General features: G+C 54.3%; 16 protein-coding genes. 11 read left to right on the top strand and 5 right to left on the bottom strand.

Going from position 1 to position 16,184, the window contains the following annotated elements:
* Positions 1 to 98 precede the first annotated feature (98 nt).
* Complete coding sequence (locus AAAH10_RS07330; protein ID WP_343562081.1) at positions 99 to 827, bottom strand: pirin family protein; 729 nt, start codon at positions 825 to 827, stop codon at positions 99 to 101.
* A 156-nt stretch (positions 828 to 983) separates the two neighbouring features.
* Between AAAH10_RS07330 and AAAH10_RS07325 the strand changes: the two genes are divergently transcribed.
* Complete coding sequence (locus tag AAAH10_RS07325) at positions 984 to 1,913, top strand: LysR family transcriptional regulator (protein WP_343562079.1); 930 nt, start codon at positions 984 to 986, stop codon at positions 1,911 to 1,913.
* Here AAAH10_RS07325 and AAAH10_RS07320 read toward each other — a convergent pair.
* Positions 1,910 to 2,824: a GlxA family transcriptional regulator gene (locus tag AAAH10_RS07320; RefSeq protein ID WP_343562077.1), complete on the bottom strand. Its 915-nt coding sequence runs from the start codon at positions 2,822 to 2,824 to the stop codon at positions 1,910 to 1,912. The two genes, AAAH10_RS07325 and AAAH10_RS07320, sit on opposite strands and share 4 nt — an antisense overlap.
* A 98-nt stretch (positions 2,825 to 2,922) precedes the next feature.
* Here AAAH10_RS07320 and AAAH10_RS07315 point away from each other — a divergent pair, with 98 nt between their 5' ends.
* The 3 genes from AAAH10_RS07315 (at position 2,923) to AAAH10_RS07305 (ending at position 6,921) form a co-directional block, all read left to right on the top strand.
* Positions 2,923 to 4,113, top strand: a complete 1,191-nt coding sequence (locus AAAH10_RS07315) for a TauD/TfdA family dioxygenase (RefSeq protein ID WP_343562075.1) — start codon at positions 2,923 to 2,925, stop codon at positions 4,111 to 4,113.
* Entirely contained in the window at positions 4,110 to 4,874 is a 765-nt protein-coding gene (locus AAAH10_RS07310) for a class II aldolase/adducin family protein (protein WP_343562072.1), read from the top strand. Before AAAH10_RS07315 ends, AAAH10_RS07310 begins: the two co-directional genes overlap by 4 nt.
* Before the next feature lie 199 nt (positions 4,875 to 5,073).
* On the top strand, positions 5,074 to 6,921 hold the full coding sequence (locus AAAH10_RS07305) for a pyridoxal phosphate-dependent decarboxylase family protein (RefSeq protein WP_343562071.1): 1,848 nt from the start codon (positions 5,074 to 5,076) through the stop codon (positions 6,919 to 6,921).
* Positions 6,922 to 7,001: 80 nt separating this feature from the next.
* On the opposite strand, the gene AAAH10_RS07300 is transcribed toward AAAH10_RS07305, so the two are convergent.
* Positions 7,002 to 7,472, bottom strand: a complete 471-nt coding sequence (locus AAAH10_RS07300) for a hypothetical protein (protein WP_343562069.1) — start codon at positions 7,470 to 7,472, stop codon at positions 7,002 to 7,004.
* Between the two features lie 95 nt (positions 7,473 to 7,567).
* A complete protein-coding gene (locus AAAH10_RS07295) occupies positions 7,568 to 9,268 on the bottom strand; it encodes a methyl-accepting chemotaxis protein (RefSeq protein WP_343562067.1) in 1,701 nt (566 codons plus the stop codon).
* 771 nt (positions 9,269 to 10,039) lie between these two features.
* On the opposite strand from AAAH10_RS07295, the gene AAAH10_RS07290 reads away from it, so the two are divergent.
* From AAAH10_RS07290 to AAAH10_RS07260, 7 genes are all read left to right on the top strand, one after another.
* Complete coding sequence (locus AAAH10_RS07290; RefSeq protein ID WP_343562065.1) at positions 10,040 to 10,588, top strand: GNAT family N-acetyltransferase; 549 nt, start codon at positions 10,040 to 10,042, stop codon at positions 10,586 to 10,588.
* A 138-nt stretch (positions 10,589 to 10,726) separates the two neighbouring features.
* Entirely contained in the window at positions 10,727 to 11,212 is a 486-nt protein-coding gene (locus tag AAAH10_RS07285; RefSeq protein ID WP_343562063.1) for a DUF1285 domain-containing protein, read from the top strand.
* Positions 11,209 to 11,958: an NUDIX hydrolase gene (locus AAAH10_RS07280; protein WP_343562061.1), complete on the top strand. Its 750-nt coding sequence runs from the start codon at positions 11,209 to 11,211 to the stop codon at positions 11,956 to 11,958. Before AAAH10_RS07285 ends, AAAH10_RS07280 begins: the two co-directional genes overlap by 4 nt.
* Before the next feature lie 29 nt (positions 11,959 to 11,987).
* The gene (locus AAAH10_RS07275; protein ID WP_343562059.1) at positions 11,988 to 13,244 is read left to right on the top strand and encodes a CCA tRNA nucleotidyltransferase; all 1,257 of its coding nucleotides are present in this window, start codon (positions 11,988 to 11,990) and stop codon (positions 13,242 to 13,244) included.
* 108 nt (positions 13,245 to 13,352) lie between these two features.
* Complete coding sequence (locus AAAH10_RS07270; RefSeq protein ID WP_343562057.1) at positions 13,353 to 14,078, top strand: sporulation protein; 726 nt, start codon at positions 13,353 to 13,355, stop codon at positions 14,076 to 14,078.
* Positions 14,079 to 14,303: 225 nt separating this feature from the next.
* Positions 14,304 to 14,492, top strand: a complete 189-nt coding sequence (locus tag AAAH10_RS07265; protein ID WP_343562055.1) for a hypothetical protein — start codon at positions 14,304 to 14,306, stop codon at positions 14,490 to 14,492.
* Positions 14,493 to 14,679: 187 nt separating this feature from the next.
* Positions 14,680 to 15,069, top strand: a complete 390-nt coding sequence (locus AAAH10_RS07260; RefSeq protein WP_343562053.1) for a hypothetical protein — start codon at positions 14,680 to 14,682, stop codon at positions 15,067 to 15,069.
* Positions 15,070 to 15,125: 56 nt separating this feature from the next.
* On the opposite strand, the gene AAAH10_RS07255 is transcribed toward AAAH10_RS07260, so the two are convergent.
* Positions 15,126 to 16,145 carry a carbon-nitrogen hydrolase family protein gene (locus AAAH10_RS07255; RefSeq protein WP_343562050.1) on the bottom strand — a complete coding sequence of 340 codons (1,020 nt, stop codon included), beginning with the start codon at positions 16,143 to 16,145 and terminating at the stop codon, positions 15,126 to 15,128.
* Positions 16,146 to 16,184: the final 39 nt, after the last annotated feature.

Raw genomic sequence — 16,184 nt, 5'->3', positions numbered from 1 at the left:
TTTCTGTTCCGGCTTTCTGTTTCGGTTCCATCCCGGGTGATCCGGGGAAACCGGTCTGAGGCAAATCACGAGTGATGTCCTGTCCCTGCCGAGACGGACTATTGTGTAAGAGGAACATCCATGAAGAGAACTTCACTGTTTTCAAGGGCCTTGATGTTCATTGTCTCTTCATCGTAAAGCGCAACGGCATCGCGTTCCCTGATGACTGTTCCGTTGATCTCAGCAACTCCCCTGACCACCACAGCATAGATGCCGCGGCCGCTTTCGAGTGGTTGCGACAGCGTCTGTTCCCTGTCCAGAACTCCTCCATAGAGTGCCACGTCCTGATGAATGACCATGATCCCGTCATCATTGCCCCGGGTTTCCAGATCTCCGGCGCGGCCTGATGCAAAAAGCTGAAAGCCGTTGCTGTGCTCTGTCTTGTCGAAGCTGCGTTGTTCCCAGCGTGCAGGAAGGCCTGTCTGATCCGGTTCAACCCAGATCTGGAAAATCAGGGTGTCTTCGCTTTCGTGGTTGTATTCGCTGTGCATGATGCCCTTGCCTGCAGACATCACCTGGATGTCCCCGGCTTCTGTGCGGCCCCTGTTGCCAAGATGGTCTTCGTGGGTAATCGCACCCTTGCGCACATAGGTGATGATTTCCATGTCGCGATGACCGTGCATCGGAAACCCGGAGCCGGGCTTGATCGTATCATCATTCCAGACGCGCAAGGGGCCAAACCCCATGCGCTCCGGGTTGTGGTAGTTGGCAAAACTGAAATGGTAGCGGGCTGAAAGCCAGTCAATGTCCATGCGACCCAGACTTTCGAAAGGAGAGTGTTTGAGCATGATTGCGGCTCCTCGATTGCGTGTGGGGAAACCGGATTTCGCTTCTCGGCCCCGTTGATTGTGTCTGAATGAAAGATAGTTATTGCGAAGTGGTGATAAAATCCGCAGAAATGGAACAAGATTGTTTCGCTTCAGGATACAGTGCGGAGGAATGTTGTGGACTGGAATGACGTTGAGGTTTTTATCGCTGTTGTTGAAGAGGGCAGCTTCACTGCAGCAGCAGAACAGATGCGCCAGAGCAAGTCTGCCGTATCCAAACAGGTCAGCCGTCTTGAGGACAATCTGGGCATTCGCCTGCTGAACCGGACAACACGCAAACTGTCGCTGACAGAGGCAGGGGAGATATTTTTCAACAAAAGCCGTCTGGCGCTGGATGCGATGGAAGATGCCCGCCACGATATTCACAATCTGACCAATTCCCCCAGAGGACTGTTGCGAATCAACGCACCGATGAGCTTCTCGACCCTGTGGATGCCGGACATCATTGCCGAGTTTATGAGGCTCTATCCCGACATTGAAATTGATTTTGTCATGAACGATCAGATTGTCGATCTGATAGAGGACGGGTTTGATGTTGGGCTGAGGATCAGTGATCTGCAGGATTCACGGCTTATTGCACGGCGTTTGAAGACCATAAAAATGGTGCTGATTGCTGCTCCGTCCCTGTTGGAAAAGTATGGTGTGCCAAAGCATCCGGGAGAACTGGCGAAGATCCCCTTTGTCAACTATCGCTATGATTCCCGGAAAATTCTCGAGTTTTTCGGTGCGCAGGGAAAGGTGTCTGTTCAGGTCAGGAGTCAGTTGACTGTGAACAATGACAATTTCGCACTTTCAGCAGTTGCACGCGGGTTGGGTTTTGCGTTTCTGCCGACTTTCAGTGCGATGGATGCCCTTGTCAGCGGACGTGTTGTGCCGATCCTGCAGGACTGGTCGCTTGGGCATGATATTTCTCTGTATTCTGTCTATCCGATCAACAGAAACCTGGCGCCAAAGGTCAGGGTCTTTCTGGATTTTATCGTGAAAAATCAGGCGATGATGGACTGGGACAAGGCAATTGAGGAGCGCTTTGACAAACTGGGTTCCTAAAGCCCCCTGTCTTCGGATGGGGGCTTGCCATAGCGGTTCCGATAGGCGCGGGAGAAGGCTTCGGCATTTTCATAGCCGCACTGTATGGCAATGTCTCCGACCGGAAGTGTCGAGTTGCGCAGCATGTCGCGTGCGCGGACCAGACGCCGTTTCATGTAATAGCTTGTCGGTGAGCTGTGGAGATAGCGTTTGAACAGCCGGGTCAGTTTCCAGACCGGAAGCCCGACCCTGTCAGCAATTTCCGCGATGCCGAGGCACCGGGAAAGATTGGCCTCCATGATGGAGACGGCATCGTGTATTTCCGGCGCAATACTGCGGGGCAGTTGTTGGGGGTCCGGGCCGTGCAGCAGAGGTTTGTAGGTCAGGATTTCCGCTATTCTGCCGGAGAGTGTTTCATCGTTGAAATGTGCAATGAGGGCTAGGGTCATATCCAGTGTGGCAACACCTCCGGCGCTGGAAAGACGCGGTGGTGAGAAGTCCATCAGACGATCAATGAAAAGACTGTTGGGGAACTGTTGCAGGAAACCCGAAATGGCTTCCGGGTGAGTGGCTGCCGGGCGGGTGTTGAGCAGGCCTGCCTTCGCAAAGACCAGGGCACCAGTGTCCACGCAACCCATCAGACAGCCCAGTCGATCCAGTTTGCGCAGCCAGCTCAGGGTTCTGGGCGTGGCCGAGCGATCCGGCCTGTAGGACGTCAGCACTATCACAGCATCCGGTTTGCTGTCGGGCAGAGGGTCTGTTGTGATCGGCAGGTTGCTGGAGGAGTGAAGGGTTCCGCCTTCATCCGAGATGATTGACCAGATGAACTCTTCCCGTCCCAGTTCCCTGTTGGCCAAACGAAGAGGCTCGGTGATCAGGGTCAGGGACAGGACGGGAAAGCCTGCCGAGACATGGATGCAGATCGTCTTCATGGATTTTGCGTTTCTTGGTGCAAGGTCATAGTTCTTTAATATCAAATGTTCTGAGCGTTTTCCACTTACGATCAAAGGCAGGACAGGAGTTGATCATCATGGAAAATGTCGATTTACCTTTGACACCGGATTTCGAGGTCTGGCCGGTAACAGCGAAGACGGAAAGGTTTCTGGTGCAGGATGGTGCGCTGGTTGTTGAATGGTCGGACGGAGCGCGCTGTGCCTATCATCCCCTGCTTCTTGCAGAAAACGACCCTGCCGGAGATGTCCTGCATCCCCTTTCAAGGGAGACGGTCCTGTCGCCTCTGGATTTTCCTGAAGAGTTGAAGGTTGTTGATGCACAGATTTCAGAAGATGGGGGCATTGAGGTTTTCTGGTCACATGGCAGAAGGGGGAGCCGCTATCATCCCGGCTGGTTGAGAGGAATTGGCTGGTCGGGTGTCGTTGAACCTCTGATTCCTGCGCCGATTCTGTGGAGAGGGCGCGAACTGACCGAGCCTCCGACTTTTGACGGTTCGCAAGCTCTGGGTGATGAGACTGTTTTCCTGTCCTGGCTGCGTGCCCTGCGGGATTACGGAGTGGCCCGTCTGGAGGGATTGCCTGTTCGTGACGGCTTGCTGATGGAAACGGTTGAACGCATTGGTCCCGTGCGCGAATCAAACTTCGGGCGCATGTATACACTGGAAATCAAGGATGATCCTGACAGCAACGCTTTTACCTCTTCAGCCTTGCTGCAGCACATTGACATGCCCACGCGAGAATGCCCGCACGGTTTGCAGTTCCTCTTTTGCCGGGAGAACACGACCTCCGGCGGAGAGGGCATCTATACGGATGCCTGCCGCATAGCAGAGGATCTGAGAGAGGAGGAACCTGAGCATTTCAGGGCTCTGTGTGAAATCTGCTGGACCTACAACAACCGCTCGAAACGATCCGGCTACAAGGCATCGGGGCCTGTTGTCGAACTGGGGACATCCGGTGAGATCACAGCTGTTCGCTACAACTCCTGGCTTCGGGCGCCGCTGGTTGCCGCGCTGGAAGATCAGGACAGAGCCTATCGCTCCTACAGGGCTTTTGCCCGACGGGCACAGGATGAAGCCTATCAGATGAAATTTGCCTATCGGTCCGGGGACCTGCTTGCCTTTGACAACCGGCGGGTCCTGCATGGACGCAACGGATATGACGCACAGGGTGGAAAACGTTTGATCGAGGGCATCTATGCGGATCGGGATGACCTCCACTCGGCAATCAGAACACTTGAGAGACATGCAACAGGGAGAGAAAAATCATGAGTTTGGCTACGGAAACAAAACCCTTTGAATGCAGTGATGCCGAATGGCAGGCGCGTGTGGAGCTGGCAGCGATCTTTCGCATTCTGGCGCACTATGGCATGTCGGATCTGGCCAACGGAGCGGTTGGAGCGCGTGTGCCGGATCAGCCGGATCATTATCTGATGCATCCTTACGGGATGTTCTGGGAAGAGGCAACGGCCTCGATGATGATCAGGGTCGGACCGGATGGCAAGCCGACAGACCCGACTGCTCCCTGGTTGAATGACGGGGCGCAGAACCTGTGTCAGTGGATTTTCGGGGCGCGACAGGATGTCATGTTCTTCATCCATGGTCACGAGGAAGAGGTCATGGCTGTCGGGTCCATTGAGGAGGGTTTGATGCCGCTGAACCAGCCCGCTGTCTATTTGGGCAACCTGCTGGGCTATATTGAGTACGAGTTTGACGAGGATGAGGAGTTTGGCCGGCACTTTGTGTCTACACTGGGAAGCCACGATATTCTGATCAGTCGGAACCATGGCTACTATGCACTGGGGACGACAGCAGCAGAGGCTTTTTTCCGTTCCTACTTTCTGAGACAGACCTGTTCTGCACAGATCAAAACACTGTCCATGGGGCGGGAGCTGCACCTGCTCGACCCGCAGAAGGTGGCCCGCTATCAGGATCAGATGGCGAAGTCGGAACACTACAACTATGACGGAAAGACGGAATGGGCCGGATTGATCCGCAAGCTGGACAGAAATGAGCCTGACTACAAAAGCTGATGCCAGTCTTGCCTGTTGTTTATTTCCCCTGCCTGCAAGAAACCGGGCAGGGGAGCTATATCCGCTGTGTGTTTGAAAAAACAAAAGAGATTGTTTCTCTTTCAGGTAGAAAATCATAAAAAATTAACGACCTGATTTTAGTCTTCATCTGTTGCCCCGCTTTGTGTTGTCGAAGGGGAGCTACACATGGAGAAAAAGAATGAAAACAGGTTTTCGTAAAATCACTCGCAAAGGTCTTCAGGAGGGCGCTCCTGCCTGGGCCGAAAAACGTTCGCAAATTAACCATTTCTTTCCTGCGCCGGATCGCAACCCTGCAGAGGACAACCTGCTGCAGCAGGCTGTCAGCAAGGCCGTCGAGCGCGTCAATGCGCTCAAGCAGGAGCCGGGCGGGCCGGGATATCTCGGCAAAATTCCCTCTGTCAATCCACAGGACTACAACGCGCATTGCAACAACCAGCCGGATTACAGCAAGGCAAAGACAGCCCGTCTTGCCGAGAAAGTGTCTTCGGTCAATGAGGTGATTGATCAGTCGGCTGCCCTTTTTGAGGGAATGCCGAACTGGAACTCTCCCCTGACCATGCCGAACGTGATTCCTCCGGCCAACATTGGCGGGATGGTCGCAGCCATGATGACGGAAATCTTCAGTCCGAATATCATTGAGGGCGAATATGCCTGGAATGTCGAGTTCTCTGAAAAGGAGTCTGCCTACATGCTGGGCGATCTGCTGGGATGGGATGCGGACAAGTGCGGCGGTCTTTATACCTTTGGTGGAACAGGCTGTTATCTCTATGGGTTGAAATATGCCCTGACGCGCGTTCTGGGCAAGGAAAGCCGTTTCACGGGAATTCGCGAGGATGGAAAGATCCTCGTTTCCAGACAGGGCCACTACGTCAAGGAGAACACCACAGACTGGACCGGTCTGGGCATGAACAACATTATTGAGATCGACACGGACCCCGTGACAAATGCGATGAGCATTGATCACCTGAAGGAAATGCTGGAGCAGTGTCGTCTCAAGAGAGAACCGGTTATTTCCGTGATTTGTACGACGGGGACAACAGATGCCTTTGCGATTGATCCGGTTGGCGAGGTGCGCGCGTTGCTGGACAATTACCAGAACGCAAAGGGTTACGGGAAGCCTTTCCTCTATTGCGATGCGGTGATCGGCTGGTCCTGGATTATGTTCAAGGGCTATGACTTCGCAGCAAATCCGCTGGGTTTTTCGGAAGAGGTTCTGCCGCATCTGAAAGCCAATCACGAAGCCATGATGGAACTGCGTCATGCGGACGCCATTGGTTGTGATTTCCACAAGACAGGCTGGGCGCCCTATAACTGCTCCCTGTTCCTGATGCAGGATGAAGACACCTTTGTTGATCTGATGCGCCGTGGTGGTTCCGATTATCTGCAGGAGCGGACGGAATACAATCCGGGCCTCTATACTCTGGAAACATCACGGACCGGTGCCTATTCCATGGCAGGATGGGCAACGCTCAAGCTCTTCGGCAAGGAGGGTTTCCAGGTGATGCTGGGGGGTGTGCTGGAAGCGCAGGCCTATCTGCGCCAGCATATCAGGGAGGATTACCGTTCCATGACGGTTGTGAATGAAGCGGACAACGGCTTTGTGTCCCTGTTCCGCGTTTATCCGCCGCTAATCCATGCGTCTTTCTTCTATCGGAAAGAGTTGACGGATCCACGGTATCTGGATGCGCTGGTGCTGGGCAACGAGCTTCAGGAAAGGGTAGCCAACAAGCTCTGGTTCTGGTTCCGCACAGGTCACAAGATTGATGGTCACAATGTGCCCTATATCAGTTACAGCACGGGTTTCCGTCAGACGGACTACAATCTGGATGCTCACAATGAAAAGGCTGTGATCTATGCGCTGAAATCCTTCCCGATGAATTTGAACATTGATCGGGAAGCGATGGACATGGTGACGCTGGCTGTTCAGAAGGCCTGTCAGGATGTGCTGGAGGAAGATCAGGACTTCGCAGGGCGTCTGTTCGCAGAGGCGAAAAAGCTGGAAGGCGAGCTGGAGCCTGCTGAATAACACATCTGCATAAGGGACAAGAAAAAGCTGCTCCGGATGACCGGAGCAGCTTTTTTGTTTTGACTGTCGGGGGCTGGTTGTCAGAACCAGGCCATGGCGCAGACGATGTCGCTGGAGTTGACGGCCTCACAGTGCACTGTGCTGGACTGCAGCGCGCCTGTTACAGGGTGGGGAATGGCATCGCCCGGCCAGGAGAAGGTTCCGTCACCGTTGTCAACGGCCTTGAGGATGTCATCGACAACTGTTGAGCCGGTTGGAAGGGCAAAGCCGGAAATGTCCATGCCCTTTTCGGTCTGCTTGGAGTGATCAAACAGAATGATGCCCTTGCGGTTGACGCCAAAGGTGTGCAGGCCGGAATTGTCCAGGTCGAGATAACCCTGTGCCGGGTCGCCGAGTTTGACAGAGCCTGCATCAATGCCTTCGCTGGACAGGATCTGTGCCGCTGTCTTGCCTTTTGTGATCAGCTCGGAGGCATCCAGTGCCAGTGCGGAGCCTGTGAAAGCGAGTGAAGCGGCGAGGCCGAGGGACAGGGCGTGAAGTTTGGAAAACATACCGGATCTCCTTGATGGTATCGTTGCCCGAAACGCAAGAGAGGGCTTTTGTGTTAAGTGCGAGTATTGAAACGGTGAACAGCTCCGCGTTCTTGTCATGCTGATTGACGGATGCTGTTCAGAAAGTCAGCGACCTGGCGGTCCAGATCACCAATGCTTTGAGAGAGGTCGCGCGAAGCGGTCTGCATGCTTGCTGTCGCTTCGTAGGACTGCTCCATCATTTCGCGGATCTGCTCGACAGAGCGGGCAGAGGATTCCGCGGTTGCTGCCAGCTGTTGAATGTTGCTGGAAATTTCAACCGTTATGCTTTCCTGCGCTGTGACGGCCTGGCTGACCTCGCTGGAAATGGTGGTGACTGATTCAATGGTCTCGGCAACGGAACCCACGGCTGTTGCTGCCGTTTTTGTTTCCTGCTGAATTTCAACAATCTGGCTTTGAATGTTGGTTGTGGCCTGTCCGGTCTGGTTGGCCAGCCCCTTGACCTCGCCGGCAACGACGGCAAAGCCCTTTCCTGCTTCGCCTGCGCGGGCAGATTCAATGGTTGCGTTCAGGGCCAGAAGGTTTGTCTGTTCCGCGATATCGTCGATCAGTTTGATCACATCGCCGACATTCTGGGCCAGCTCACTCAGGCCGGAGATTTCCTGTACGACCTGCTGGGCCTGATTGGTCGCCTGCTGGGTCATGGACGAGGAATTCCTGACCTGGGAGCTGATTTGCTGAATGGCTGATGACATCTGCTGGGCTGAGCCTGCAACGCTCTGTGCGCTTTGAGAGCTTTCGGTGGTGTTGGAGGCGAGAAGACCGGCCTGTTCCGAGACCGTTTGTGTGGAGGCCAGAAGATGATCGCAGTCCTGAGCCAGTGCGCGGGTTGCCTGTGCAATGGTCGATACGCTCTGTTTGACATTGGCTTCCAGCTCGTCTGCCAGCTTCATGGCTATGGCCTTGCGTTCCTGTTCTTCCTGTTCTCTCAGCCGGGCCCTTTCCTCGCGCATGCGTTCGTTTTCCTGTGCGCTTTCCTTGAAAACGAGGAGGGATCGGGCCATGGCGCCAATTTCATCCCGGTTTTCGTGACCGCTGATGACGATGTCCAGTTCACCTCTGGACAGTCGTTCCATGTTTCGGGTCATGCCTTTGACAGGTTTGATGATCATGTTGCTGAAAAGAATGCCGACAACAAGGGCAACAACGATGCAGGCGGCAATCAGAATATAGAAGTTGGATTGTGTTGCTCTGGCCTTGGTCACGCTCAGTGCGGCATTCTCGAGAATGCTGTTCGTCTGCTGATCCTTGAAGCTGTCCAGATCCGTCAGGAAATCGTTCATGGCCTTGGTGGCGCTGCGCACAAGGGCGGCGCCGAAGGCAGGGTTGCGAATGACAGCTTTTAACGCGTTGTTTGCGTTGTTGCGGAAGACCTGAACGTTTTCATCAATCCTTGTCAGGATCTCCTGCTCTTCCGGCTCCAGCTGATAGGATGCGATATCCTGTTTGAGGCTGTCCAGCTTGTTGAAGTTTGCCTCGATCTCGTTTTGAAGCTTTTCGAGATCTTCTGCAGGAGCCTTCATGTAGCTGTAGGCTGTGATGTGGAAAAGTTTGGCTTCAATGAAGCGTGCTGTAATGGCAAATTCGCTGAGCTGTCTCAGCTTTTGCATTTCCACTTCGCTCATGGTTGTGATGGTGGCAGTCGATTTATGCAACTGTGAGGATGCATAAAGGCCTATGCCGATCAGGAAGGCAAGAATAAGGCCGGGCGCCAACATCATCTTGATGCGAATGGGCCAGTTTCCGATGCGAGTCATGGGTAATCCAGTCCTGATTATTTTTCTCTTTTTAAGAGTTATTTGTTTTTGGATTTTAGAAAGATTCGGTAAACAAAAACATAACAGGAATGCGTGTTTGAGAAGGAATCGGAGCAATTTAGTGTTTGGTTTGAATATAATATTATTCATTCAATACGTGTGTATGTCGATTTGGCTTTTGTGTGTCGTTTTTTCACCTTCAGGAGATGGTGAGAAGAAGAGGAGTCCTCTGCTGAAAGCCTTGATGTCTGCGCTTAAGGGCAAGGGTTGAAAAAGAGTCCTGTATATCAGTGATTGTATTAATTTCTGTTCATCATAAATGGGAAAATTGTGTTTGCTTTTTTTGTTTTGCAGGGTAATAGTTTCCCGATACGAAGCCTGCGCAATAAGGAAATATCCGGTTGCCGCGGCTTCCCCTGTAAGGATTGAGAGACGCGATAGATGATCTGCTTGTTCGCAAACAGCCGACGACGTAGTGGCCCGCAAGCCTGATGCTTGCGGGATAGACCTGCGTGCTGTTTCTGTTGAACAGACTGTGAAACTCTCTCCACTGTTTTCAAAAAACAACTGAATTCTTCGCTTGCGAGCTGGTGATCTGTGCCGTTTCGGGCCCTGTGTATCAACCGCATGGGAAGACAGGAAAGATGGTGGTATCATAGCAAAAAAGACAGAACAGACGCATGCCTGACGCAGACAGAACTGCAAGGGCCTCACTCGTTTGTTTTATTTCTGCCGACTTTGAAGGGCAGACCTGTTTTGGATTGAAGTCTGATGACGTCCACGCTTTCTCACACCCAGCCGCCTGCAAAGGTTGCGGTTCCATCCTATTCCCTTGTTCAGCAAGACGGCGATCACGAGCTGCATCTTGATGCCTTTCTTGATCAGACGATTGGCGCGGACCGCCACAAGCGCCCCTCCTACAGCTATCGCAACTCTGTTCCTGCGCTTGGCGAACTGTCCCTTGCTGCTGTTTGTCCGGATGGCCGTTTGCTCGGATCCCTGCGGTTCTGGCCGGTTGAACTGGCGGGCGGGCGGGCCCTGTTGCTTGGTCCGCTGGCGGTTGATCCGACCCTTCAGGGGGGAGGGATCGGGCGCGCCCTGATGGAACAGGGGCTGCATCATGCGCAGAAGCTCGGATATGAGCTGTGTTTTCTGGTCGGCGAGCCATCCTATTATGCGCGGTTCGGTTTTGAAGCCGCTGTGCCGAAGGGCTATGATATGATTGTCGAGGTTGATGCGCGAAAGTTCCAGGTGATGGATCTTCAGAAAAAAGGCTGGGAAAAGTTGCCGGTCGGGACCATTTATCCTGTCAGGGACTAAGGGGATTCCGGGTGTGATCCTTTTCCCTGATCGGGTGTCCTGATCCTGTGCCATGATCTTGTGTCTTTCGGGGCAGAGGCGTAGCATTGAAATCCTGAGACTCGTTTGACAGGTCTGATGGTGACGGGAGTTATCACTGTGTCTTTGCCAGAGCAATGTGCCAATGATTCCATAGAAATACGCAAGGATGGGCGCTGGTTCCACGAAGGTGGTCTCATCGCGCGTCCGCAATTGGTGAAGCTGTTTTCAACTGTCCTGCGTCGGGAGGAGGACGGAAGTTACTGGCTGGTGACACCTGTTGAGCGCACCCGTGTCAGGGTGGAGGATGCGCCCTATCTTGGTCTGGAAGTCAAAGAGGAATTTCGTGGAGAGGGGCCGCGCCAGTTGGTCTCCCTGCGCACCAATATTGATCAGTGGATCACCTTTGGTCCGGAAAACCCGTTGCGCGTTGTTGCGGATGAGCAGACCGGGGAGCCGTCGCTTTACGCTGAACTGGGCAAGGGGCTGGAGGCACGTCTGGTGCGTTCGGCCTGGTTCCATCTGGTCGAGCTTTCCGAGAGCAGGGGACGCGACTTCGGATTCTGGAGTGATGGTGTCTTCCACGTTTTGGGGGATGCTGAATGAAGCCTATGGATTTGCCTGTGCAACAAGGTGACGATCTCTGGACAGAGGCGCGTGTGCGTCGTTGTCTGGCAGAAAACTGGGCCTTTGAGCGTACTGTTCCTGCACCCCTGTCTCCGGATGGTCCCTTTTCGCAGGCTTTTGGCTGGCACAATCAGGGGGCAGCCTCTGTGCGCAGTGACTATGATCTGAACCCCCATGATCCTGTCGCTCCCGAAAAAGAGCTGACGCCTGCTGCGGTGCTGGTGCCAATTGTTTTGCGCCCCGGGGGAGCAACCGTTCTTTTGACGCAGCGTACAGCCCACCTGCACGATCACCCCGGTCAGGTTGCCTTCCCCGGCGGACGGATGGACCCGGGTGACAGGAGCCCGGTGGACACTGCATTGAGGGAAACGCTTGAAGAAATCGGATTGTCTGCCAATAAAATAGAACTGTCACGTTCCCTTGATCCTTATGTAACAGGAACGGGGTATCATGTAATTCCTGTTGTCGGTCTGATTCCGGGATCGCTGGATCATGAACGGGATCTGACGCTGGACGCTTTTGAAGTGGCAAAGGCTTTTGAAGTGCCTCTTTACTGGTTGCTCCAGCCCGAAAACAGGAAGCAGTATCACACCTGGCGCAATGGTGTTGAGCGCTATTATTTTTCCTTTCCATGGCAGGGAATGGACATCTGGGGAGCAACAGCCGGGATGCTGGTTGATCTGCTCGACCGTCTTCGTGCGGACCTTCCCCGGACTGAAGCCTGAACCTGCGCAGATGACAATGAGGCACCGCAATGAGCGGAGTTGAGCGCAGGATTGAAGCACAGGACTGGATGGTCTCCTGGGAAAGCAGGGCAGTGATGGCTGCACTTTCTGCCCGGGGGCAGGACGTTCGCTTTGTCGGGGGCTGTGTGCGTGATGCTGTTCTGGGACGGCCCGTCAAGGATATTGATATCGCGACGCCGGATCACCCTGAAACAGTCATGAAGCTGCTGAACAAGGCCGGTCTCAAGGTGATTCCGACCGGGCTGGATCATGGCACGGTCACGGCCGTCAGCAACCATGTCCCCTTTGAAATTACAACGCTCCGCCTTGATGTCGAGACCAATGGCCGTCATGCGACAGTGGCCTTTACCGGAAGCTGGGAAAAGGATGCCGCCCGCCGCGATCTGACCATGAATGCACTGTCCTGCCGTCCGGACGGGACAATCTTTGACTATTATGGTGGGCTTGATGATCTGGCGCGGGGGTGCATCCGCTTTGTCGGGGATGCCCATGCGCGCATTCGGGAGGATGCCCTGCGCCTTTTGCGCTATTTCCGCTTCTTTGCCCACTACGGCGGCGGGCAGCACGATGCCGGGGCGCTGGCGGCCTGTCGTGATCTCAAGAGCATGATCCGGGGGCTTTCAGCAGAGCGCATCCGGACCGAATGGGTCAAGCTGCTGGATGCGCGTGATCCCCTTCCGGTTCTGGAGGTGATGGAGCAGTTGGGAGTGCTGGGGGAGTTCCTGCCGGAAGGGCGTGATCTCGGGCCCTTGAAGGACCTGCTTGATCTGCAGGGCAGAATGGCTGTGACTCTTGCAGAGGGCTTTTCTCCGCTGGTCCGTCTGGCCTCTCTTTATCCAAACGCTCCGGATGCGCCGGATGAATGTCAGGAAAAACTCTGCAATCTACCCAATCGCCTGCGTTTTTCGAAGATCGAGCGGGAGTTCTTCTGTGATGCCCTGATGGGGCAGCAGGAGCGAAGCCTGCAGGAGCTCAGGGCTGATCCACGCCTGTTTTTCTACCAGCAGGATCGCAACCTCGCTGCTGCCAAGCTGCTGCTGGCTGGCAGCAACACAGGGGAAATCAGGCTGGCTGCCGAACTGCTGGACGAGCTTTTTCACTTCCGCAAACCGGCTTTCCCGCTTCAGGGGCGGGACCTGATTATGGACGGTTTTGAAAAGGGGCCGAGGATTGGGGAAACACTCCGCCGTGTCGAGCTGTGGTGGGTGGCCAACGATTTCCTGCCGGACCGTGAAGCCTGCATGAACGAGGCCCGTCAGAGCTAGAAGCTCTTGCCCTGTTCCAGAGAGATTTTTTCTGTTTTCAAGGGCTTTTCTTTTTCAATCTTGTTCCTATTTTCCGGGGTGTAGTTGTTTTTGACCCCGGAGTTATTGATGCTGAAAAAGGTTTTTGCGTCCATCGGAATTGGTGCGGCGCAGATTGATGCGGTTCTGGAAGATGATCATATTGAACAGGGCAGCGAAGTGCGTGGTTATTTCGATATTCGCGGAGGCGATGTTGAACAGGAGATTGACCACATCAACCTGAACCTGATGACCAGGGCGAAAACAGACGAGGCCTGGCACAGTGTCTGTCTGGCATCGATGAAGGTCGCAGGCAGCTTCAAGCTTCAACCGGCAGAGCAAAAGCGTTTGCCGTTTTCGTTCCGGTTGCATCCGGAAACACCGATCACAGCGCTGGAGCTGCGCAACAACCAGTCCGTGGTCTGGCTGCAAAGCTCACTGGATATCGACAACGCGCTGGACCCGACAGACAAGGATTACCTCTGGGTTTACCCGTCACAGGTGGTCAGGCATTTCATGACAGCGCTGGAAGAAGCCGGTTTCGGGATGGTGAAAGCCGATGTCGAGAAAGGCTATCTGCGCACCCGTACCTTTGCATCACGTTCCGGTTGTTATCAGGAGCTGGAATATCGCCCGCTGAACTGGCGTTCGGGAACGCGTGAGATCGAACTGTCCTTTGTTCCGGACGGAGAGATCATGCACTGTCTGATCGAGGTGGATCGCGGTTTTATGGGTGATGGTTATGTTGCCCTTTCCGTCCCGGCCTCGGCAAGTTTGCTGGACGTCAAGCGCGAGCTGCAAAAGCGGCTGGGCTGAGCCGGTTGTTACGGGGAAAGGGAGGCCTTCGGGCCTCCTTTTTTTGTTTCGGGGCTGCAGGAGGCGGGTGAGCGGGGACCTTGTCAGAGCGGGCGCTGTCTGTTTCTGAACGGGTTGGGATCAGAACAGAAGATCGCAAAGGGGAGACGCCATGCCGCAGGGTGTTTCTGTCAGCAGAAGCGTATTGTTGTCATTGGAAGCCGGGCAATTGTTTGAGGTTTTCAAATGGATGTTCGAAGCGTGGGAACTGTTGTCTTTCCCTTTTACGGCCTTTGTTTCGGAATGGTCACGCCAGCCGCGTGGATTACGCATCTTGTCTTCTCTGCCATGATGGGGGAGTGGGTGCTGCTTGTTGCAGGTGCCTTCGTGTATCCTCTGGGAATGGCGCATGGCATATGGTTGTGGTTTGTCTGAAGGCTGCAGGAAAACGGATGTGACCAGAAGGACAAAAAAGGATTGTCCTTCATGAAAGAGGGCTCCGTCCGTCCGGGACAGCTGTTCTGCGTCCGTACTGTTGGTCCTGTCACGGGAATGTGTTTTCCAATGTGAGGTGAAAATCCCCTATGAGAAAAAGGGTTAAACCATTCCATGGGGGATTGTCATGAAGAAGATTGTTCTGGGTGTGTTGCTGTCACTGGCTTTTGCTGCACCTGCTGCTGCAAAGGAAACCAAGCTGTCCGAATCTCAAATCCGTGAGCTTTTTGTCGGGCAGACGATCAAGGGAATTCACTACGGCAAGGAAACCCGTCAGTATTTTTCCAAATCCGGTTTGACGCTCTGGGTGAGCGAAGGGCATGAAACGCTGGCCGAGGGGCGTTACGAGATCAAAAACGGTCAGTATTGTTCCAGCTGGACAGGTCTGTGGAACAAGGAAAAATGGGGCTGTCTTGATATTGTCGAGGACAAGGATCAGGGGCTTTACTATTTCATCGGGAAGGGTTTCCGCGCACCTTTTGTCAGGGGCGGTTCTCTTCTGCCACAATTCGACTAGTTTTTGTGCTGTTCGAACAAAAGCCCCGTTCTTCAGGACGGGGCTTTTCCTTTGGGTCAATCCTCGAATTTTGCGATCGACTGGCGGGTGCGGTTGACCTGAAGCTGCGTGATATCCGGGCGGGAGTAATGTCCGGCGGGATCAAAGTTCTGGCGTTCCCGGCGGACGAGGGCGTGGTCGAGGTCTGCGACGATCAGGGCCTCCCTTTCAATCACGGGATCGATCAGAAAACTGCCATCAGGGGCTGCGATAGTGCTGCCACCATTGCCGAAAAAAGCCTTGTCGTGGGAAAGGATTTCCTCGCGACAGGGCATGTTGGCCGGTATGTCCTCCGGTCGCATCAGTCCGCAGCTGGCAATGATGTAGCTGCGGGATTCCTTGGCGAGGAAACCGGGCAGGTCGAAGGTGTTGTGCAGGCCGCCGGGCCAGACACTGACGTGAAGGTCCTCACCCTGGGCATAGAGTGCTGCGCGGGAAAGGGGCATCCAGTTTTCAAAGCAGTTCAGTCCGCCCACGGTGAAGGGAGGCAGATCATGCACCCGCAGGCCGTGCCCGTCACCCTGTGCCCACACAAGGCGTTCCTCGTAGGTGGGTTGCAGCTTGCGGTGAACCGAGCCGATCCTGCCGTTCCGGTCAATGTAAACCAGTGAACAGTAGAGGCTGTGCCCGCTGCGATCTGCTGCGCGCTCCATCACGCCCAGATAGATGGCAAGTCCGTGCTGTTTTGCCAGTGCGCAAAGAGGGGCAAGATCACCGCCGTCCGTGCTGTCCTGCGCGCCGGACCTGTCTGTGATCGAAACACCCTGATCCAGATAGTGGGCATAAAGAGCTTTTTGCTTTTCATCGTTAAAGCGCGCGCCATCTGTCAGTTCGACCCAGAAGGGATATCCGGGAACCAGGGCCTCGCCAAAAACCACAAGCTGACAGCCTTCTGCGGCAGCCTGTTTTACGGCCTCTTCAACTTTTTGCAGTGTTGCGTTTCGATCCAGCCAGACCGGTGCGATCTGCGCCACTCCGACGGTTAATCTGTCCTGTGGTCTGGTGTCGGTCGCGGAGGAAAGACGAATGGTTTCCATGAGGCCTGTATCCCTGTTTTGATTTTTTATAAGCAGATG

Origin of the sequence: Carbonatibacter coralli, from assembly GCF_039592655.1 — a bacterium.
In the GTDB taxonomy this organism is placed as follows: Bacteria; Pseudomonadota; Alphaproteobacteria; order Kiloniellales; family Kiloniellaceae; genus Carbonatibacter; species Carbonatibacter coralli.
This window is presented reverse-complemented; position numbering and strand designations above follow the sequence as displayed.